Raw genomic sequence first — 19,040 nt, 5'->3', positions numbered from 1 at the left:
TTCAATCGCGCGGCACCGACAACTTTTTCTGGAGCGACTCAGGCGGTGGTGAGGACCCGGTCCCAGCCCTTGACGGACTCCGGGCTGCGCGGCCCCGGGCCCACATAGATCGCCGACGGGCGAACCAGCTTGCCCAGCCGCTTCTGCTCGAGGATGTGCGCACACCATCCCGCGGTGCGGCCGCAGGTGAACATCGCGGGCATCATGTGGGCCGGCACCTGGGCGAAGTCCAGGATCACCGCGGCCCAGAACTCGACATTGGTCTCGATCGGGTGGTCCGGTCGCCGCTCGCGCAGCTCGGCCAGCGCCGCCTGCTCGAGCGCGACCGCCACCTCGTAGCGCGGCGCGCCCAGTCGTTCCGACGCGGACCGCAGCACCCGGGCCCGGGGGTCCTCGGCGCGGTAGACCCGGTGCCCGAAGCCCATCAGCTTCTCGCCGCGGTCCAGGATTCCCTTGACCAGGCCGCGGGCGTCGCCGGTGCGCTCGACCTCCTCGAGCATCGGCAGCACCCGGGCCGGCGCCCCGCCGTGCAGCGGCCCGCTCATCGCCCCGATGGCGCCGGACAGCGCCGCCGCCACGTCGGCACCCGTCGAGGCGATCACCCGCGCGGTGAACGTCGAGGCGTTCATGCCGTGCTCGGCCGCCGACACCCAGTAGGCATCGATGGCCTCGATGTGCCGGGGATCGGGCTCGCCCTGCCAGCGCGTCATGAAACGTGCTGTCACCGTGGAGCATTCGTCGATGACACGCTGCGGAACCGCGGGCTGGTAGATGCCGCGCGCCGACTGCGCCACGTAGGAGAGCGCCATCACGGACGCCCGGGCCAGCTGCGCGCGGGCGGTCGCGTCGTCGACGTCCAGCAGCGGCTTGTACCCCCAGATGGGCGCCAGCATCGCCAGGCCCGCCTGCACGTCGACGCGGACGTCGCCGGTGTGGATCGGCAGCGGAAACGGCTCGGCCGGCGGCAGTCCGTGGCCGAACTCGCCGTCCACCAGCAATGCCCACACCTCGCCGAACGTGACCCGCTGGTTCACCAGATCCTCGATATCGACGCCGCGGTAGCGCAGCGCGCCGCCGTCTTTGTCCGGCTCGGCGATCTCGGTGGTGAAGGCGACCACGCCGTTGAGGCCAGGGACGAAATCTTCCGGGACCACAGTCATAGGCAAATTCTTACACCTCACTTTCGCGCCGATGCTACCGGCCGGTAGCGCCCTGCTAGTAGCGTTGGCGCGGTGGCCGGACCGGACGACGAACACCTGCGGCGGATGCGGGTCGAGTACGGGTCCGTCGAGCGCGACGGCGGCCCCGACCTCGACGTGGACTGGCTCGATGACGGTTGGCTTGCGTTGCTGCGCAAGTGGATTGACGATGCCGAACGCTTCGGGGTCTCGGAGCCCAACGCCATGGTGCTCGCGACCGTCGCGGAGGGCAAACCGATGAGCCGGTCGGTGTTGTGCAAGGGCGTGGACGAGACCGGGATCACGTTTTTCACCAACTATGACTCCGCCAAGGGCGTCGAGCTGGCGGCAACGCCGTACGCGTCGGCGACGTTCCCCTGGTACCTGCTGGGACGGCAGGTGCACATCCGCGGCCCGGTGACCAAGGTCGACCCGCGGGTCACCGAGGACTATTGGTCCAAGCGGCCGCGCGGCTCCCAGCTGGGCGCGTGGGCGTCACACCAGTCCCAGCCGATCGCGTCGCGCGCCGCCCTGCTCGACCAGCTGGCCGAGGTGACCGCGCGCTTCGCCGGCGAGGAGCGCATCCCGGTGCCGCCCGGCTGGGGCGGCTACCTGATCGCGGCCGAGGTCGTGGAGTTCTGGCAGGGCCGGGAGAACCGGCTGCACAACCGGATCCGGGTCACCGGCGGACGAGTCGAACGCCTGCAGCCCTGAACGACGGAGGCCACCCGGTCGACTCTGCGTTCATGGCGAAGAAGTGCGAGTAGCCCGCGCCGTCAGCGCAGACGGTATGGGGGCTGGGGCCTCCGCTCACATGTAACCGTGGGTTGCCGACAGGGTGGTCCTGGCCGGTAGAGCCGACAACATGTGGGAGGCCCCAGTGATACGTCAGCGTACGAGCGTTGGTTTGGATGTGCACGCACGATCGGTGGTCGGGTGTGGGTTTGATAGTGAGACCGGTGAGGTTTTCGAACGCCGATTGACCCCGGATTACCGCGAGATCTTGGATTGGATCGGTGGTCTGCCGGCGCCGGTGTCGGTGGTGTATGAGGCGGGCCCGACGGGGTTCGGGTTGGCGCGGGCGTTGACAGCGGCCGGCATTGAATGCCTGGTGGCAGCGCCGTCGAGGTTGATGCGTCCGGCCGGTGATCGAGTCAAAACCGATAGCCGCGATGCCCGTCATCTGGCCCGGTTGTTGCACCTGGGTGAGGTGGTCGCGGTGACGGTGCCCAGCGAGTCTCAAGAAGCGGCGCGGGATCTGGTGCGTTGCCGGGAGGATTGCCGCGGAGATCTGATGGCGGCCCGCCAACGGGTGTCGCATCTGTTGTTGCGCCATGGGATCGTCTATTCCGGCGGTAAGGCCTGGACCGGCAAGCATGAGCTGTGGTTGCGTAGGCAGCGCTTTGCTGATCGCGGGCTGCAGCTGGCCTACGATGCCGCCTTCGATGCGATGCTGGCCGCCACCGATCGCCGCGATCGCCTTGATCGCGCGATCACGACAGCGGCTGCTGATTGCGAATTCACCCCGGTGGTGACCCGGCTGGGCTGCCTGCGCGGGGTATCCACCTTGACCGCGTTCGGGCTGGCCGTGGAGATCGGGGATTGGCAGCGGCTCACGGGCCGTTCTATCGGCGCCTATCTGGGGTTGGCGCCCAGCGAGCACTCCACGGGCGCCACCCGCAGCCAGGGTGGGATCACTCGGACCGGCAACAGTCACGCGCGCCGGCTGTTGATCGAGGCGGCCTGGCAGCACCGCAAACCGTATCGGCCCGCCACGCTGATGCGCCGACGCTGGGATGCGGCATCAGCGGCAGCACGTGCCCGCGGGCATGCCGCCAATCAGCGTCTGCACAGCCGCTGGGTCCACTTCGATCAACGCAAAAAGCGTCCGGTGGTTGCTAACGCCGCCATCGCCCGCGAGCTGGCCGGCTGGTGCTGGTCGCTGGCGGTGCTCGACGGCTAAAACCGCCGGTTAAACCTCCAGGTAGTACACGGTCAGTGCACGGCAAGCGAAGACAAGAGCGATCCGCGATGACTCTGTGGAGCAAATCTCATTGCCTAGCAATGAGGTTCACGCTCGTGCTTGCAGACAAGCGGTCCGCTCACGCCGAAAGTCCCGTCCTGCTGGTAACCAACCCGCGCATATCAGACTGACCAATCGCGTCGACAATCAACGACACGCCGCAACGACCAACTACCGCCTGGTCAACGAAGCGGCGGCCGCAACGACGGTTACGGCCGCCGCTTCACCTTGCCCCTTGACAAAACGACTCCCATATCAGAGTCAAGACGTCGATTTGGGGGCACCCCTGATCGGGACCAGCGGAGGCGACCCCGGGCAGGCGGTCCGTCGCGATAACGACTACCTTCAGCTGTAAGCACCTAGTCAGGGCAGCCATACCAGCCGGAGCGCAAAGGGGTTCTCGTGGCCGACACCGACGACACCGCAACTCTCAAGTACCCGGGGGGCGAGATCGACCTGGAGATCGTGCGCGCCACCGAGGGAGCTGACGGCATCGCGCTGGGCTCGCTGTTGTCCAAGACCGGCCACACCACCTTCGACAACGGCTTCGTCAACACCGCCGCGTGCAAGAGCGCCATCACCTACATCGACGGCGACGCCGGGATCCTGCGCTACCGCGGCTACCCGATCGAGCAGCTCGCCGAGAAGTCCACGTTCATCGAGGTCAGCTATCTGCTGATCTACGGCGAGCTGCCGGACAAGGACCAGCTGGCCGAGTTCACCACCAGGATCCAGCGGCACACCATGCTGCACGAGGACCTCAAGCGGTTCTTCGACGGCTTCCCGCCCAACGCCCACCCGATGCCGGTGTTGTCCAGCGTGGTGAACGCGTTGAGCTCCTATTACCCGGACTCGCTGGACCCGATGGACAACGGGCAGGTGGAGCTGTCCACGATCCGGCTGCTGGCCAAGCTGCCCACCATCGCCGCGTACGCCTACAAGAAGTCGGTCGGGCAGCCGTTCCTCTACCCGGACAATTCGCTGTCGCTGGTGGAGAACTTCCTGTGGATGACCTTCGGGTTGCCGGCCGAGCCGTATCAGGCCGATCCCGAGATCGTGCGGGCCCTGGACATGTTGTTCATCCTGCACGCCGACCACGAGCAGAACTGTTCGACGTCCACCGTTCGGCTGGTCGGCTCGTCGCGGGCCAACCTGTTCACCTCGATCTCCGGCGGCATCAACGCGCTGTGGGGCCCGCTGCACGGCGGCGCCAACCAGGCAGTGCTCGAGATGCTGGAGGAGATCCGCGAGAGCGGCGACGACGTGGGCGAATTCGTCCGCAAGGTGAAGAACCGCGAGGCCGGGGTCAAGCTGATGGGCTTCGGCCACCGCGTCTACAAGAACTACGATCCGCGGGCCCGGATCGTCAAGGAGCAGGCCGACAAGATCCTCTCGAAACTCGGTGGCGACGACGACCTGCTGAGCATCGCCAAGGAGCTCGAGGAGAAGGCGCTCACCGACGACTACTTCGTCGAGCGCAAGCTCTACCCCAACGTCGACTTCTACACCGGCCTGATCTACCGGGCCCTCGGCTTCCCCACTCGGATGTTCACCGTCCTGTTCGCGTTGGGCCGCCTGCCCGGATGGATCGCGCACTGGCGCGAGATGCACGACGAGGGCGACAGCAAAATCGGGCGGCCGCGCCAGATCTACACCGGGCACACGGCGCGCGACTACGCCGCGATCGACCAGCGCTAGTTTTCCTCGCGAGCAGACGCAAAAGCCCCTAAAACCGCTGGTTTAGGGGGCTTTTGCGTCTGCTCAGCGGCTGAGCGAAGCCAGCACCGCCATCGCCGCGTTGTGGCCGGCGACGCCCGACACCGCCCCGCCGCGGCGCGCGCCCGACCCGCACAGCATGATCCGCTCGTGGGCGGTCGCGACGCCCCATCGGCGCGCCGGGGTGTCGAGCGCGTCGTCGTCCTCCGCGAACGGCCAGGACAGCGCACCGTGGAAGATGTTGCCCGCCGTCATCGCCAGCGTGCGTTGCAGATCCGCGGTGGTCGTCGTCTCGATGCACGGCCGCCCGTGCGCGTCGTGCATCAGTATGTCCTGAATCGGTTCGGCCAGAACGGAATTCAGCGACGCCAGCACCAGGTCGGTCAGCCGCTCGCGCGCGGCGTCGGGGTCGGCGCCGTCGAGCAGCGAGTGCGGCGTGTGCAGGCCGAACACCGTCATCGTGTGAGCGCCCGACTCACGCAGCGAGGGTGACAGGATGCTCGGGTCGGCCAGCGAATGGCAGTAGGCCTCGCACGGCAGCGGGTCCGGGAACCGTCCGGCGGCCGCTCGCGTGTACGCCGAATCCAGTTGGGTCCACGTCTCGTTGACGTGAAAGGTCCCGGCGAACGCCTGTTCGGCCGTGACGCCGTCGTCGCGCAACCGTGGCAGCCGGCGCAGCACCATGTTCACCTTCACCTGCGCGCCCTGCGCCGGCGGCGCCGGCTCTTCGCCGAGCAGGCTGGCCAACACCGTCGGCGTGACGCCGGCCAACACATACCGGCCCCGGATCGCCTGCTCGTGGCCGCCGCTGCGGTAGCGCACGCGCCCGCTCGGCTCGATGGCGTAAACGTCTGCGCCGGCGGTGATTTCGGCGCCGTGGCCGACGGCCGCGGCCGCCAGGGCCGCGGTCACCGAGCCCATCCCGCCGATGGGCACGTCCCAGTCGCCGGTGCCCCCGCCCAGCACGTGATACAGGAAGCAGACGTTCTGGGGCAGCGAGGACTCGTCGAGACGGGCGAAGGTGCCGATCAGCGCGTCGGTCGCGATCACGCCGCGGACCAGATCGTGGCGCACCGTGTCGGCGATCGCGTGCCCGATCGGCTCCTCGACGATGGCCCGCCACGCGGCCGCAGCGCCGGGATCACCGCCGGCCAGCACGTGCCGGCGCGCCTGCTCGCGGGTGCGCAGCGGTTCGAGCAGCGTCGGCCACAGCCGCTCGGTCAGCAGCCGGCAGCGCCGGTAGAACGCCGCGAAACCGGCCTCGTCGTCGGCGGCGCCCACGGCCGCGAACGTGCTCGGCGGCCCGATCAGCAGCCCGCTGCGGCCGTCGTCGGCGGGGTCGGGCGTATAGGACGAAAAGCGCCGCCGGGCCAGGCGCACGGACGCGCCCAGGTCGTCGACGATGCGTGGGGGCAGCAGGCTGACCAGGTACGAGTAGCGCGAGACGCGGACGTCGACGCCGTCGAAGGCGTGCGCCGACACCGCGGCCCCGCCGATGTGCCCCAGCCGCTCCAGCACCCGCACCCGCAGGCCCGCCCGGGCCAGGTAGCCCGCCGCGACGAGGCCATTGTGGCCGCCGCCGACCACGACGACGTCGCAGTCTTGGGCGCGGTCGCCCTCCATGTCCGGGTGTGGTCCTAGCCCAGGTATCCCTCGACCTGGCCGGGCGGACGCACGGCCGCCTCCCGCGGGTCACCGCCGGTCTCGCGCAGCGCCCGGCGCTGTCGCAGCAGGTCCCAGCACTGGTCGAGTTCGATCTCCACCTGGCGCAGGCGTTCGTGCTCCTCCGACTGGGAGATGTCGCGGTGCTGCAGCTGCGACCTCAGCTCCTTCTCCTCAGCGACCAGGTCGCGGATGCGCGCCAGGGCGTCGCTGTCGGTCGGATTGTTCGCCATCGCCCCAGTCTGCCCGAGCACGGCTAACTCGGGCCGGGCAGGCGCAGCACCAGCCGCGCGCCCCCCAGCGGGCTGTCCTCCAGCGACGCCGTCCCGCCGTGCAGGTGCGCCTGCTGGGCGACCAGCGCCAGCCCCAGGCCCGACCCCGAATGCGAGGCCGTCGACCCGCGGGAAAAGCGCTCGAACACCACCTGGCGCTCGCTGTCGGGCACCCCGCTGCCGTTGTCGTCGACGGCGATCTCCACCCCGGCCCGCGAGCTGACCGCCGACAGCTGGACCTTGGTGGCGCCGCCGTGCTTGACGGCGTTGGCGATCGCGTTGTCGACCGCAAGGCGCAGGCCCGCCGGCAGCCCCACGATGATGCAGGTCGGCGACGGCACCAGCGAGACGTCGAGGTCGGGGTAGATCCGGGTGGCGTCGTGGGCCGCGCGGTCCAGCAGGTCGGTGATGTCGACCGGCACATGGTCGTCGGACGTGGACAACTCGCCCTGGGCCAACCGCTCCAAAGCGGAGAGCGTCGCCTCGATCCGCGACTGGGTGCGGATGACGTCGTTGAGCACCTCCTTGCGCTGGTCGTCGGGCAGATCCAGGGTCGACAGCACCTCGAGGTTGGTGCGCATCGCGGTCAGCGGGCTGCGCAGCTCGTGGGCGGTCACCGCCGAGAAGTCGCGCGCCGACGCGAGCGCCTCCTTGGTCCGGTTCTGCTCATTCCAGATGCGCTGCAGCATCCCCCGCATCGCCTCGGCGATCTCGATGGCCTCGGTGGCGCCGTGCACTTCGACCCGCGGCGCCTCGTCCCCCGCGTCGATCGACCGGGTCTGCTGGGCGAGCTGCTTGAACGGGCGCACCGCGAACGCGGCCAGCAGCCACGCGAACACCGCCGCCGCGACGATGGCGAACCCGCAGATCAGCATCACCCGCCGGTGCAGGTTGTTGGTCTCGGCGAGGGTGGCGTCATAGGTGGCGCCGACGGCCAGCGACGTCGGCTCCGGCCCCGGAATCTCCACCGTCCGCACCCGGTAGCGCACCCCGTTGACATAGGTGTCGGCGTAGTCGACGTCGAGCCGGGGCAGGGTGACATCGGAATTCGACTTGATCTCGTCGCCGCGGCGGATCGTCATGATCGCGTCGTGGTCGTTGGGGGAGCGCGGGATTTCGGCGAGACCGCGCGGCAGGAACGGGATCGCGAAACCCGCGGCCTCGTCGAGACGACGGTCCAGCCGTTCCTTGCGGTCGTTGGTGATGCCGACCCACACCACGGCGCCGACGATCAGCACCGGTATCGCCGCGCCGATGGCCGTCGCGACCACCACCCGAGTCCGCAGCGATGGCGTGCGAGCGAAGATCCGCGACAGGATGTTCATGGCCTTGCTTCGATCCGCTTACTGCATGCGCAGCACGAACCCGACCCCTCGAACCGTGTGCAGCAGCCGCGGGCCGCCGTTGGCCTCCAGCTTGCGCCGCAGGTAGCCGATGAACACGTCGACGACGTTGGTGTCGGCCGCGAAGTCATACCCCCACACCAGCTCCAGCAGCTGTGCGCGCGACAGCACCGCGGTCTTGTGCTCGGCCAGGACCGCCAGCAGGTCGAACTCCCGCTTGGTCAGGTCGACGTCGACGCCGTTGACCCGGGCCCGTCGGCCGGGGATGTCGACCTCCAGCGGCCCGACGGTGATGGTTTCCGACGACGACGTCGCGGTGGCGCCGCGGCGGCGCAGCAGCGCCTTCACCCGGGCGACCAGCTCGGCCAGCACAAACGGTTTGACCAGGTAGTCGTCGGCGCCGGCCTCCAGGCCGGCCACCCGGTCGTCGACCGAGCTGCGCGCCGAGAGCACGCAGACCGGGACGTCGTTGTCCATGGCGCGCAGCGCCGTGACGACGCTGACGCCGTCCAGCACGGGCATGTTGATGTCGAGGACGATCGCGTCGGGCCGGGTCTCGGTGGCGCTGCGCAGCGCCTCGGCCCCGTCGACCGCGGTCGACACCTCGAATCCGGACAGGCGCAGCCCCCGTTCCAGCGAGGCGAGCACGTCGGAGTCGTCGTCAACGACCAAGACCCGAGGTGAGGTGACTCCAGTGTCCATGTCGCCCATTTTGCCGGATTGTTGGCGTCGGCTGCGGGAGGCCGACCGGGTCGGCGCCCTCTTCTCGCCGAGTCGCCCCGGGCGGCGCCGTCGCCGACGGCGCGCGGCGTGGCCGCGAACCCGAGATTTAACCTCGATCACGTTCGGCGGCGTGTCGTGTGCGTGGTGTAAGTGTCGCGGGTGTACCGCCCGTGGCGGCTCAGGGCAATCCGATGCGGCGGTACCGCCGCAATCGCGCGGCCAGGCGCTCGTCGTCGGGCGTTCCGCGCAGCGCGTGCAACTCGGCGGCGATGGCTCGCGACAGCCGTTGGGAGAACTCCACCGGCTCGTCGGCGGCGTCCGGGCGCTCGGGCACGATGACGTCGACGATGCCGGACCGCAACAGGTCGGCCGACCGAATGCCTTGGGCCGCAGCAAGTTCGGCGGCGTGCTCTGTGTCGCGGAAGACGATGGCGCTGGCTCCCTCCGGCGGCAGCGGCGCCAGCCAGCCGTGCAGCGCGGCCAGCACCCGGTCGGCGGGCACCATCGCCAGCGCCGGCCCGCCGCTCCCCTGCCCCAGCAGCACCGACACCGTCGGGGTGTCCAGCGTCACCAGCTCGGCCAGGCACTGGGCGATCTGGCCGGCCAGCCCGCCCTCCTCGGCGTCGGCCGACAGCGCCGGGCCGGCGGTGTCGATCACCAACACCAGCGGCAGGCGCAGCTCGGCGGCCAGCGCCATGCCGCGCCGGGCCTCGCGCAGCGAGGCGGGCCCGACCAGCCCGCCGGTGACCCGCTGCTGGCCGAGCACCACCGCGGGCTGGCCGGTGAACCGGGCCAGCGCCAGCAGCGTGGTCGCCGCCTCGCCCTGACCGGTGCCCGACAGCAGCACCCGGTGGGTGGTTCCGTGCCGCAGCAGGTGTCCGACGCCCGGGCGGTCCGGTCGCCGCGACGCCACCACCGAGTCCCACGCCGGCACGTCGGGTATCGGCTCGGCCGGTCGCGGCGAAACGGGCGGCTCGGGGGCGTCGGCGATCACCGTCAGGGCGCGATCGACCATGCGCCGCAGCCCGTCCAGCGCGACGACGCCGTCGATCACACCGTGCCGCTGCAGGTTCTCCGCGGTCTGAATTCCGGCCGGGAACGGCTCGCCGTAGAGCAGCTCGTACACGCGGGGCCCAAGGAAGCCGATCAGGGCGCCCGGCTCGGCGACGGTGACGTGGCCCAGCGAGCCCCACGACGCGAAGACCCCGCCGGTGGTCGGGTTGCGCAGGTAGACCAGGTAGGGCAGCCGGGCCTGCTTGTGCAGCCGGACGGCGGCGGCGATCTTGACCATCTGCAGAAACGCGACCGTGCCCTCCTGCATGCGGGTGCCGCCGGAGCTCGGCGACGCCAGCAGCGGCAACCGCTCGGCGGTGGCCCGCTCCACGGCGGCGGTGATCCGTTCGGCGGCCGCCACCCCGATCGAGCCGGCCAGGAAGCCGAACTCGCAGACCACCACCGCAACCCGGCGACCGTGGACGCGCCCCTCGCCGGTCAGCACCGACTCGTCCGCGCCGGTGGCGGCGCGCGCGTCGGCGAGCTCCCGCGCATAGGACCCGGTCGCCGGCACGGCCAGCGGCTCGGCGTCCCAGCTGACGAAGGAGCCGCGGTCCAGCACCGCGTCGCGCAGTTGGCCGGTCGTGATACGACTCACGCGACGAGGCTATATAGAAGACGGCTAGATAGGCTTGGCCCCATGATCGGTGTCACCCAGGCCGAAGCCGTCATGACGATCGAGCTGCAGCGCCCCGAGCGTCGCAACGCCCTGAACTCCCAGCTCGTCGAGGAGCTGCGGGAGGCGGTGTTGAAGGCGGGCGACGGGTCCACCCGCGCGATCGTGCTGACGGGCCAGGGCACCGCGTTCTGCGCCGGCGCCGACCTCAGCGGCGACGCGTTCGCCGCCGACTATCCCGACCGGCTCATCGAGCTGCACAAGGTGCTGGACGCCGCCACGATCCCGGTGATCGGCGCCGTCAACGGGCCCGCCATCGGAGCCGGCCTGCAGCTGGCCATGCAATGTGACCTGCGGGTCGTCGCGCCGGATGCGTTCTTCCAATTCCCGACGTCGAAATACGGCCTCGCCCTTGACAACTGGAGCATCCGCCGGCTGGCGTCGCTCGTCGGCCACGGCCGGGCCCGCGCGATGCTGCTGGCCGCGGAGAAGCTGACCGCCGAGACTGCGCTGCTGACCGGGATGGCCAACCGCATCGGGACCCTCGAGGACGCCCAGGCCTGGGCCGCCGAGATCGCCGGCCTGGCCCCCTTGGCGATCCAGCACGCGAAGCGGGTGCTCAACGACGACGGCGCCATCGAGGAGGCGTGGCCGGAGCACAAGGAGCTCTTCGACAAGGCCTGGGCGAGTCAGGACGTCATCGAAGCCCAGGTCGCCCGCCTGGAGAAGCGACCGCCGAAGTTCCAGGGAGCCTGACGGGCATGGTGCGCGCCGCGCTACGACTGGCCGCCGGCACCGTCACACTGGCCGCCGGCGGTTGGGCGTTGCGCGCGCTGCACGGCGCACCGGCGGCGCTGGGCGCCCACCCGGCCTCGATCCACGCGGTGGCGCAGCGTTCACCGAACTACCGCGACGGCGTCTTCGTCAACATCGACCCCGCCACCTTCAACATGGACCGCGAGCAGCTCGCGATGATCGCGTGGGAGTTCGTCGGCGGACGCGGCAGGAGCCGCCCGGCCGCGCCGATCCCGTTGGGCGCACCGGGACTCTTCGAGGGTGAGCCGGGCCGACTCGCGGTCAGCTGGCTCGGCCACTCCACCGCGCTGCTGGAGATCGACGGCTATCGGGTGCTCACCGATCCGGTGTGGAGCGACCGGTGCTCCCCCTCCGACGTGGTCGGCCCGCAGCGGCTGCATCCGCCGCCGGTGGCGCTCGAGGCGCTGCCCGCCCTCGACGCCGTCGTCATCAGCCACGACCACTACGACCACCTCGACATCGACACCGTCATGGCGCTGGCCCACACGCAGCGGGCCCCGTTCTTCGTGCCCCTCGGCGTGGGCGCGCACCTGCGCTCGTGGGGCATCCCCGAGCACCGCATCGTCGAACTCGACTGGCACGAGAGCCGCAACGTCGACGAACTCACCCTGATTTGCATGCCGGCGCGCCACTTTTCGGGGCGCTTCACGGATCGCAACACCACGCTGTGGGCGTCGTGGGGGATCATCGGCCCGAGCCATCGCGCCTACTTCGGCGGCGACACCGGCTACACCAAGAGCTTCGCGCAGATCGGCGCCGACCACGGACCGTTCGACCTGACTTTGCTGCCGATCGGCGCCTACAACACTGCATGGCCGGACATCCACATGAACCCCGAGGAGGCCGTCCGGGCCCACCTGGACGTCACTGTCTCCGGCTCGGGTCTCCTGGTGCCGATCCACTGGGGAACGTTCCGGCTGGCCCCCCATCCGTGGGCCGAGCCGATAGAACGCCTGCTCGCGGCGGCCGAACCCGCCGAGGTCAAGGTGGCCGTGCCCGCGCCCGGGCAACGCATCGATCCGTCCGCTCCCGTCAGGTTCAACCCGTGGTGGCGGCTCTGAGCGGGTAGGTGCTGCGGCTAAAGTTTGCGGCCATGACGAAACGCGCGGCAGCGGCCGCTTTCGTGGCGGCCTTGCTGGCGCTGACGGGATGCGGGTCCGGTCAACCGGTGTCGAGCCCGCCACCCGCATTGCCCGACGCGAATCCCGATGAGGTGTCCGGCATACGGATTCCCGCGGGCCGCATCGACTACGCGATTTCCAAGGTCGACGGCCTGGTGCACGAGCTGATGAAAAGCACCGGTGTCCCGGGCATGGCCGTGGCCATCGTCCACGGCGGAAAGACGGTGTACGCCAAGGGGTTCGGCGTGAAGGACGCGAGCAGGGGCGACGGCCGGGGCAACACGATCGACGCCGACACCGTCTTCCAGCTGGCGTCGATCTCCAAATCGGTCGGTGCGACGGTGGTGGCGCACGAGGTGACCGACAACGTCATCGCCTGGGACACGCCCGTCGCGTCCAAGCTGCCGTGGTTCGCGCTGTCCGATCCCTACGTCAGCAGCCACGTGACCGTCGCCGACCTGTACTCGCACCGCTCCGGGCTGCCCGACCACGCCGGCGACCGGCTCGAGGACATGGACTACGACCGCCGCCAGACGCTCGAGCGGCTGCGGTACCTGCCGCTTGCGCCCTTTCGAAACAGCTACGCCTACACCAACTTCGGCCTGACGGCCGCGGCCGAGGCGGTGGCGGCCGCCGCCGGCAAATCGTGGGCGGACCTGTCCGACGAGGTGCTGTACCGCCCGCTGGGGATGGCGTCGACGAGTTCGCGATTCGCCGATTTCCTGGCCCGGCCCAACCGCGCCGTCAACCACGTCAAGGTCGGCGACAAATGGGAGCCGCGCTTTCAGCGCGACCCCGATCCCCAGTCTCCGGCCGCCGGGGTGAGCTCATCGGTCAACGACATGGCCCGCTGGCTGACGATGGTGCTGGCCAACGGGACCTACGACGGCCGGCGGATCACCTCGCCGGAGGCCCTGCTGCCCGCCGTCACCCCGCAGGCCGTTTCGCGGCCGCCGGCGACGCCCAACGCGCGGGCCAGCTTCTACGGCCACGGGTTCGCGGTGTCGGTGAACTCGTCGGGCCGCACGACCTACAGCCATTCCGGCGCCTTCACCATGGGCGAGTCGACGAACTTCGTGGTGATGCCGTCCGAGGATCTCGCCATCATCGCCCTGACCAATGCCGCGCCCTTCGGCGCGCCGGAGACGCTGACCGCGCAGTTCCTGGATCTGGTGCAGTACGGCGAGGTTCGCGAGGACTGGGCGACCGCGTACCGGAAGGGCATCGCGCCGATCAACAACCCGGAGGGCTCCCTGGCCGGCAAGCAGCCCCCGGACAACCCGGCGCCCGCCAGACCGCTGAGCGACTACGTCGGAACATACGCCAACGACTACTGGGGCCCGGCCGTCGTGACCGAACATGACGGCGCGCTGCGGCTGGCGCTGGGGCCCAAGAACCAGACGTTCACCCTCAACCACTGGGACGGCGACACCTTCACGTTCTCGCTGACGAACGAAAATGCCCCGCCCGGAACGGTTTCCAAGGCCGTGTTCGCCGGGAACACGCTGAGCCTGGAGTATTACGACAAGGACAAGCTGGGGACCTTCACCCGATGAACCCGATGACCGTGACCGCCGGCCTGACCGATGCCGAGGTGGCGCGGCGGGTGGCCGAAGGCAAGAGCAACGCCGTCCCGCAACGCGCCGCCCGCAGCATCGCCGACATCGTCCGCGCCAACGTGTTCACCCGAATCAACGCGATCCTGGGCGTGCTGCTGGCGATCGTGCTGTTGACCGGCTCGGCGATCAACGGGTTGTTCGGCCTGCTGATCATCGCCAACAGCATCATCGGCATGGTCCAGGAGATCCGGGCCAAGCAGACGCTGGACAGGCTGGCGATCATCGGGCAGGCAAAGCCGTTGGTGCGCAGGCAATCCGGGACGCGGCCGCTGTCGCCCGACGAGGTGGTGCTCGACGACGTCATCGAGCTCGGGCCCGGGGATCAGGTCGTCGTCGACGGGCAGATCGTCGAGCGGGAGAACCTGGAGGTCGACGAATCGTTGCTGACCGGTGAGGCGGACCCGATTGACAAGGACGTCGGCGACGCCGTGATGTCGGGCAGTTTCGTCGTCGCCGGCACCGGGGCCTACCGCGCCACCAAGGTCGGCCCGGACGCCTACGCCGCCAGGCTCGCCGAGGAGGCCAGCAAGTTCACCCTGGTGAAATCCGAACTGCGCAACGGCATCAACCGGATCCTGCAGTTCATCACCTACCTGTTGGTGCCGGCCGGACTGCTGACCGTCTACACCCAGTTCTTCACCACCCACGCCGGGTGGCGGCAGTCGGTGCTGCGCACCGTGGGCGCGCTGGTGCCGATGGTGCCCGAAGGACTTGTCCTGCTGACGTCGGTCGCGTTCGCGGTCGGCGTCATCCGGCTCGGTCAGCGCCGCTGCCTGGTGCAGGAACTGCCCGCGATCGAGGGATTGGCCCGCGTCGACGTGGTCTGCGCGGACAAGACCGGCACCCTGACCGAAAGCGGCATGCGGGTATCCGGCGTCGAACAATTGGGCCCCACAACACAATCCGTCGCCGAGGTGCTGGCCGCGCTGGCCGCTGCCGACGCGCGCCCCAACGCCAGCATTCGGGCGATCGCAGAGGCCTACGACCGGCCGCCCGGCTGGATCGTCACCGCTACCGCGCCGTTCAAGTCGGCCACCAAGTGGAGCGGCGTGTCCTATCGCGACCACGGCAGCTGGGTGATCGGCGCACCCGATGTGCTGCTCGATCCGGCGTCGGCGGCCGCGGAGCGGGCCGAAGAGATCGGCGCGCGGGGGCTGCGGGTGCTCCTGTTGGGCTCCGCAGAGGTCGCCGTGGATCACCCCGACGCGCCGGGACGCGTCAGCCCGGTCGCGCTGGTGGTGCTCGAGCAGAAGGTGCGGCCGGACGCCCGCGATACGCTGGATTACTTTGCTGCCCAGGGTGTTTCGGTCAAGGTCATCTCCGGCGACAACGCGGTGTCGGTGGGGGCGGTCGCCGGCAAGCTCGGGCTGCGCGGCGAGACGATGGACGCGCGTCGGCTGCCGACGGAACTGGGCCCGCTGGCCGACGCGCTGGAGTCCGGCACCACGTTCGGCCGGGTCCGGCCCGACCAGAAACGGGCCATCGTGGGTGCCCTGCAATCGCGCGGCCACACGGTGGCGATGACCGGCGACGGCGTGAACGACGTGCTGGCCCTAAAGGACGCCGACATCGGCGTCGCGATGGGCGCCGGCAGCCCGGCGTCGCGGTCGGTGGCGCAGATTGTGTTGCTGGACAACCGGTTTGCCACGCTTCCGTATGTCGTCGGCGAGGGCCGGAGGGTGATCGGCAACATCGAGCGGGTGGCCAACCTGTTCCTGACCAAGACGGTGTATTCGGTGCTGCTCGCGCTTTTCGTGGGGATCGAATGCCTGTTTTCCGGACCGCTCAAGGCCGACCCGCTGCTGTACCCGTTTCAGCCGATCCACGTCACCATCGCGGCGTGGTTCACGATCGGAATCCCGTCGTTCATCCTGTCGCTGGCGCCCAACAACGAGCGCGCACACCCCGGCTTCGTGCGGCGGGTGCTGACGTCGGCGCTGCCGTCCGGGCTCATCGTCGGCTCCGCGACCTTTGCCTCGTATCTGGTGGCCTATCACGGCCGCCACGCCACATTCCAGCAGCAAGACCAGGCCTCGACCGCGGCGCTGATCACGCTGCTGGTCACCGCGCTGTGGGTGCTGGCGGTGGTGGCGCGTCCCTACCAGTGGTGGCGGGTGGCGCTGGTGATCGCGTCCGGGCTGGCCTACGTGGTGATCTTCAGCATCCCGCTGGCGCAGAAGAAGTTTCTGCTCGACCCGTCGAACGTGGCGGTGACGTCGGCCGCGCTGGGCATCGGGGTGGTGGGCGCCGTCGCGATCGAGGCGACGTGGTGGATCAGGGCCAGGATCCTCGGCGTGCAGCCGCAGTTGTGGCGCCGGCCGGTCGGGGCGGCCAAGTAGAATTTCGGGGAATCTTCGGGGAAGGACGGCGCATGGGATTCCTGGACAAGGCCAAGGACCTGCTGTCGCAGAACGCCGACAAGGTCGGCGAGGCGATCGACAAGGCCGGTGAGTTCGTCGACGAAAAGACGCAGGGCAAGTACTCCGACACCATCCACAAGGTGCAGGAAGAGGCCAAGAAGGCCGCCGATTCGGCCGCCAAGGGCGACCAACAGAACTGAGCGCATGGCAAAACTCTCCGGATCGATCGACGTACCCCTCCCGCCCGAACAGGCCTGGAAGCACGCCTCCGATCTCTCCCGGTACCGCGAATGGCTGACCATCCACCGGGTGTGGCGCAGCACGTTGCCCGACGACATCGGCAAGGGCACGGTTGTCGAGTCGATCGTCGAGGTCAAGGGCATGTACAACCGGATCCGGTGGACGGTTGTGCGCTACAAGCCGCCGGAGGGCATGACCCTCAACGGCGACGGCGTCGGCGGGGTGAAGGTCAAGCTGCTGGCCAAGGTCGCGCCCAAGGACGACGGGTCCGTCGTCAGCTTTGACGTGCACCTCGGCGGCCCGGCGCTGTTCGGGCCGATCGGCATGATCGTCGCCGCCGCGCTGCGCAGCGACATCCGCGAATCGCTGCGGAACTTCGTCACCGTCTTCACCGGGCCCGCATAGCCGATGAGTTTCCGGCTCGGCACCGGTCGATACGTGTGAACCCCGATCGTGGGGCCAGGAGTACCACACTTGAGGAGGTCATCGTGCCCATCCGTGACGGCGCCCCGCTGGGCGCTCCCTGCTGGATCGATCTGACGACGTCGGACGTCGACCGCGCCCAGGACTTCTACGGCACGGTGTTCGGCTGGACGTACGAGTCGGCCGGACCCGAGTACGGCGGGTACATCAACGCCGCCAAGGACGGCCATCCCGTCGCCGGCCTGATGGCCAACCGGCCGGAGTTCGGGTCGCCGGACAACTGGGCCACCTATTTCCACACCGCCGACATCAATGCGACCGTCTCCGCGATAACCGCCGCGGGCGGCACGCTGTGCATGGGACCCCACGAGGTCCCGGCCAAGGGCCACATGGGTGTGGCGACGGACCCGTCGGGCGCGTTCTTCGGGTTGTGGCAGCCGTTGGAGCACCGCGGCTTCGAGGTGATCGGCGAGGCCGGTTCCCCCGTGTGGCACCAGCTGACCACGCGCGATCACCGCGCCGCCGTCGACTTCTACCGCGACGTGTTCGGGTGGCGGACCGAGCCGGTTTCCGACACCGACGAATTCCGGTACACCACAGCGTGGTTCGGCGACCAGCAACTGCTCGGCGTGATGGACGGCAGCGGCTGCCTCCCCGAGGGCGTGCCGTCGAATTGGACGATCTTCTTCGGGTCCGAGGACGTCGACAAGACGCTGCGGGTGATCGCCGACAACGGCGGTGCCGTGGTGCGGGATGCGGAGGACACGCCGTACGGTCGGCTGGCCGCGGCGACCGACCCGACGGGCGTCGTCTTCAACCTGTCCTCGCTGCAGAGCTAGCGTCGCGCGCCGCGTGGCGAGCGACGACCGGTCCGGGGCGCTATTACTGTCGAAACCGTGACTCGCCACCTGCGCCCCGGTTGGCTGGTGGCGTCGTGCGCCCTGGTGGTTTCGGTCAGCGCCTGGCTGCCCTGGCTGACGACCGCGGTCAACGGCGGCGGCTGGGCCAACGCCATCGGCGGTACGCACGGCAACCTGGAGCTCCCGCGGGGGTTCGGGGCCGGCCAGCTCATCGTGCTGCTGTCCTCGACGCTGGTGGTCGCCGGGGCGATGGTGGGTCGCGGCCTGTCCGTCAGGGCGGCTTCGATTGCCGCGCTGCTCATTTCGCTGCTCATCGTGGCGCTGACGGTGTGGTACTACAAGCTCAACGTCAACCCGCCCGTGTCGGCCGAATACGGGCTGTACGTGGGTGCGGCCGGCGCCGTCGGCGCGGTGCTCTGCTCGCTTTCCGCGGTGATCGCCGCGCTGACTTCCCGCCGGCCGCGCCGCTGAATTCTCAGGCGGGCGGGAACTCGTGCCGGCCCGAACCGGAGCTGTCGTCGGGCTCGTTGACGCCGAACACAAAGGGCGCGAACACCACCTCGCGGCCATCGGGGTCGCGATAGGTGACCGCGCCCGTCGCCGCCCAGTACGGGTGCTGCTCGACGGGCTGTACCGCGGCCGCGCGCAGGCGCGCGATTGCCGCCTGCTGCGCATGTTCGTCCGGGAAGTACAAGCACAGCTGCTCGTGCGGATCCACCGCGACGGGGTCGGTCGACTCGACGATTTCCAGGGTCAGGTTCCAGCTGGGCAGGCCGAAGATCGCGCCATTGCTACCGTAGCTGGCCTCGAACGTCTCGTAGAGCGGCAGCCCCACCAGCTCGCGGTAAAACCGCACCGTCTCTTCGAAGTTCGACGAGCGGCGGGCGAAGCGGATGGCGCCGATCGACGCCAACCGTTCGGGCCAATGTGTTTTCCGGCGGTGCGTGTGCATGTCCATCCCCACTCCGATTCGGCGAGCCTGTAATCCTGCAGGCCCCTTCTCGTTCTTTTCCTG

General features: G+C 69.6%; 18 protein-coding genes. 11 read left to right on the top strand and 7 right to left on the bottom strand.

Annotated features, from left to right (window positions below):
• Positions 1 to 38: 38 nt before the first annotated feature.
• Positions 39 to 1,160: a citrate synthase 2 gene (locus AC5Y6X_RS02675; RefSeq protein WP_499984264.1), complete on the bottom strand. Its 1,122-nt coding sequence runs from the start codon at positions 1,158 to 1,160 to the stop codon at positions 39 to 41.
• A 105-nt stretch (positions 1,161 to 1,265) separates the two neighbouring features.
• On the opposite strand from AC5Y6X_RS02675, the gene pdxH reads away from it, so the two are divergent.
• The 3 genes from pdxH (at position 1,266) to AC5Y6X_RS02660 (ending at position 4,899) form a co-directional block, all read left to right on the top strand.
• Positions 1,266 to 1,892 (top strand): pyridoxamine 5'-phosphate oxidase, encoded by a 627-nt coding sequence (gene pdxH / locus AC5Y6X_RS02670; RefSeq protein WP_499985192.1) that lies wholly within the window; start codon positions 1,266 to 1,268, stop codon positions 1,890 to 1,892.
• 166 nt (positions 1,893 to 2,058) lie between these two features.
• The gene (locus AC5Y6X_RS02665; RefSeq protein ID WP_499984261.1) at positions 2,059 to 3,141 is read left to right on the top strand and encodes an IS110 family RNA-guided transposase; all 1,083 of its coding nucleotides are present in this window, start codon (positions 2,059 to 2,061) and stop codon (positions 3,139 to 3,141) included.
• A gap of 462 nt (positions 3,142 to 3,603) precedes the next feature.
• Complete coding sequence (locus AC5Y6X_RS02660; protein ID WP_499984258.1) at positions 3,604 to 4,899, top strand: citrate synthase; 1,296 nt, start codon at positions 3,604 to 3,606, stop codon at positions 4,897 to 4,899.
• A 63-nt stretch (positions 4,900 to 4,962) separates the two neighbouring features.
• Here the strand turns inward: AC5Y6X_RS02660 and AC5Y6X_RS02655 are convergent, their stop codons facing one another.
• The 5 genes from AC5Y6X_RS02655 to AC5Y6X_RS02635 form a co-directional block, all read right to left on the bottom strand.
• On the bottom strand, positions 4,963 to 6,540 hold the full coding sequence (locus AC5Y6X_RS02655; RefSeq protein ID WP_499984256.1) for a phytoene desaturase family protein: 1,578 nt from the start codon (positions 6,538 to 6,540) through the stop codon (positions 4,963 to 4,965).
• A gap of 14 nt (positions 6,541 to 6,554) precedes the next feature.
• Positions 6,555 to 6,812, bottom strand: a complete 258-nt coding sequence (locus tag AC5Y6X_RS02650; protein ID WP_499984254.1) for a DUF2630 family protein — start codon at positions 6,810 to 6,812, stop codon at positions 6,555 to 6,557.
• A gap of 23 nt (positions 6,813 to 6,835) precedes the next feature.
• Positions 6,836 to 8,176 carry a HAMP domain-containing sensor histidine kinase gene (locus AC5Y6X_RS02645; protein ID WP_499984253.1) on the bottom strand — a complete coding sequence of 447 codons (1,341 nt, stop codon included), beginning with the start codon at positions 8,174 to 8,176 and terminating at the stop codon, positions 6,836 to 6,838.
• A gap of 18 nt (positions 8,177 to 8,194) precedes the next feature.
• Positions 8,195 to 8,905: a two-component system response regulator PrrA gene (gene prrA, locus AC5Y6X_RS02640; RefSeq protein WP_139329770.1), complete on the bottom strand. Its 711-nt coding sequence runs from the start codon at positions 8,903 to 8,905 to the stop codon at positions 8,195 to 8,197.
• Positions 8,906 to 9,095: 190 nt separating this feature from the next.
• Positions 9,096 to 10,568, bottom strand: coding sequence for a carboxyl transferase domain-containing protein (locus AC5Y6X_RS02635; RefSeq protein ID WP_499984249.1), 1,473 nt, complete (start codon positions 10,566 to 10,568; stop codon positions 9,096 to 9,098).
• Positions 10,569 to 10,610: 42 nt separating this feature from the next.
• Between AC5Y6X_RS02635 and AC5Y6X_RS02630 the strand changes: the two genes are divergently transcribed.
• The 8 genes from AC5Y6X_RS02630 (at position 10,611) to AC5Y6X_RS02595 (ending at position 18,496) form a co-directional block, all read left to right on the top strand.
• A complete protein-coding gene (locus tag AC5Y6X_RS02630; protein ID WP_499984247.1) occupies positions 10,611 to 11,342 on the top strand; it encodes an enoyl-CoA hydratase in 732 nt (243 codons plus the stop codon).
• Between the two features lie 5 nt (positions 11,343 to 11,347).
• Entirely contained in the window at positions 11,348 to 12,463 is a 1,116-nt protein-coding gene (locus AC5Y6X_RS02625) for an MBL fold metallo-hydrolase (protein ID WP_499984245.1), read from the top strand.
• A 32-nt stretch (positions 12,464 to 12,495) separates the two neighbouring features.
• The gene (locus AC5Y6X_RS02620) at positions 12,496 to 14,079 is read left to right on the top strand and encodes a serine hydrolase (RefSeq protein WP_499984244.1); all 1,584 of its coding nucleotides are present in this window, start codon (positions 12,496 to 12,498) and stop codon (positions 14,077 to 14,079) included.
• A complete protein-coding gene (locus AC5Y6X_RS02615; protein ID WP_499984242.1) occupies positions 14,076 to 16,481 on the top strand; it encodes a cation-translocating P-type ATPase in 2,406 nt (801 codons plus the stop codon). The genes AC5Y6X_RS02620 and AC5Y6X_RS02615 overlap by 4 nt, the downstream gene beginning before the upstream one ends.
• 32 nt (positions 16,482 to 16,513) lie before the next feature.
• Positions 16,514 to 16,702 carry an antitoxin gene (locus AC5Y6X_RS02610; protein ID WP_076119258.1) on the top strand — a complete coding sequence of 63 codons (189 nt, stop codon included), beginning with the start codon at positions 16,514 to 16,516 and terminating at the stop codon, positions 16,700 to 16,702.
• Between the two features lie 4 nt (positions 16,703 to 16,706).
• Positions 16,707 to 17,147, top strand: coding sequence for a type II toxin-antitoxin system Rv0910 family toxin (locus AC5Y6X_RS02605; RefSeq protein ID WP_499984239.1), 441 nt, complete (start codon positions 16,707 to 16,709; stop codon positions 17,145 to 17,147).
• 83 nt (positions 17,148 to 17,230) lie between these two features.
• Positions 17,231 to 18,004, top strand: coding sequence for a VOC family protein (locus AC5Y6X_RS02600; protein WP_499984236.1), 774 nt, complete (start codon positions 17,231 to 17,233; stop codon positions 18,002 to 18,004).
• Positions 18,005 to 18,061: 57 nt separating this feature from the next.
• Positions 18,062 to 18,496: a hypothetical protein gene (locus AC5Y6X_RS02595; protein ID WP_499984233.1), complete on the top strand. Its 435-nt coding sequence runs from the start codon at positions 18,062 to 18,064 to the stop codon at positions 18,494 to 18,496.
• A gap of 4 nt (positions 18,497 to 18,500) precedes the next feature.
• Here the strand turns inward: AC5Y6X_RS02595 and AC5Y6X_RS02590 are convergent, their stop codons facing one another.
• Positions 18,501 to 18,983 carry a VOC family protein gene (locus AC5Y6X_RS02590; RefSeq protein WP_499984230.1) on the bottom strand — a complete coding sequence of 161 codons (483 nt, stop codon included), beginning with the start codon at positions 18,981 to 18,983 and terminating at the stop codon, positions 18,501 to 18,503.
• Between the last annotated feature and the right edge of the window lie 57 nt (positions 18,984 to 19,040).

This window comes from Mycobacterium sp. NGS26, from assembly GCF_059813025.1.
This window is presented reverse-complemented; position numbering and strand designations above follow the sequence as displayed.

Coding starts and splice junctions, on each gene's coding strand:
- AC5Y6X_RS02675 (WP_499984264.1), bottom strand. CDS start 1,160: ATGACTGTGGTCCCGGAAGATTTCGTCCCTGGCCTCAACGGCGTGGTC.
- pdxH (WP_499985192.1), top strand. CDS start 1,266: ATGCGGGTCGAGTACGGGTCCGTCGAGCGCGACGGCGGCCCCGACCTC.
- AC5Y6X_RS02655 (WP_499984256.1), bottom strand. CDS start 6,540: ATGGAGGGCGACCGCGCCCAAGACTGCGACGTCGTCGTGGTCGGCGGC.
- AC5Y6X_RS02650 (WP_499984254.1), bottom strand. CDS start 6,812: ATGGCGAACAATCCGACCGACAGCGACGCCCTGGCGCGCATCCGCGAC.
- AC5Y6X_RS02645 (WP_499984253.1), bottom strand. CDS start 8,176: ATGAACATCCTGTCGCGGATCTTCGCTCGCACGCCATCGCTGCGGACT.
- prrA (WP_139329770.1), bottom strand. CDS start 8,905: ATGGGCGACATGGACACTGGAGTCACCTCACCTCGGGTCTTGGTCGTT.
- AC5Y6X_RS02630 (WP_499984247.1), top strand. CDS start 10,611: ATGATCGGTGTCACCCAGGCCGAAGCCGTCATGACGATCGAGCTGCAG.
- AC5Y6X_RS02625 (WP_499984245.1), top strand. CDS start 11,348: ATGGTGCGCGCCGCGCTACGACTGGCCGCCGGCACCGTCACACTGGCC.
- AC5Y6X_RS02620 (WP_499984244.1), top strand. CDS start 12,496: ATGACGAAACGCGCGGCAGCGGCCGCTTTCGTGGCGGCCTTGCTGGCG.
- AC5Y6X_RS02615 (WP_499984242.1), top strand. CDS start 14,076: ATGAACCCGATGACCGTGACCGCCGGCCTGACCGATGCCGAGGTGGCG.
- AC5Y6X_RS02610 (WP_076119258.1), top strand. CDS start 16,514: ATGGGATTCCTGGACAAGGCCAAGGACCTGCTGTCGCAGAACGCCGAC.
- AC5Y6X_RS02605 (WP_499984239.1), top strand. CDS start 16,707: ATGGCAAAACTCTCCGGATCGATCGACGTACCCCTCCCGCCCGAACAG.
- AC5Y6X_RS02590 (WP_499984230.1), bottom strand. CDS start 18,983: ATGGACATGCACACGCACCGCCGGAAAACACATTGGCCCGAACGGTTG.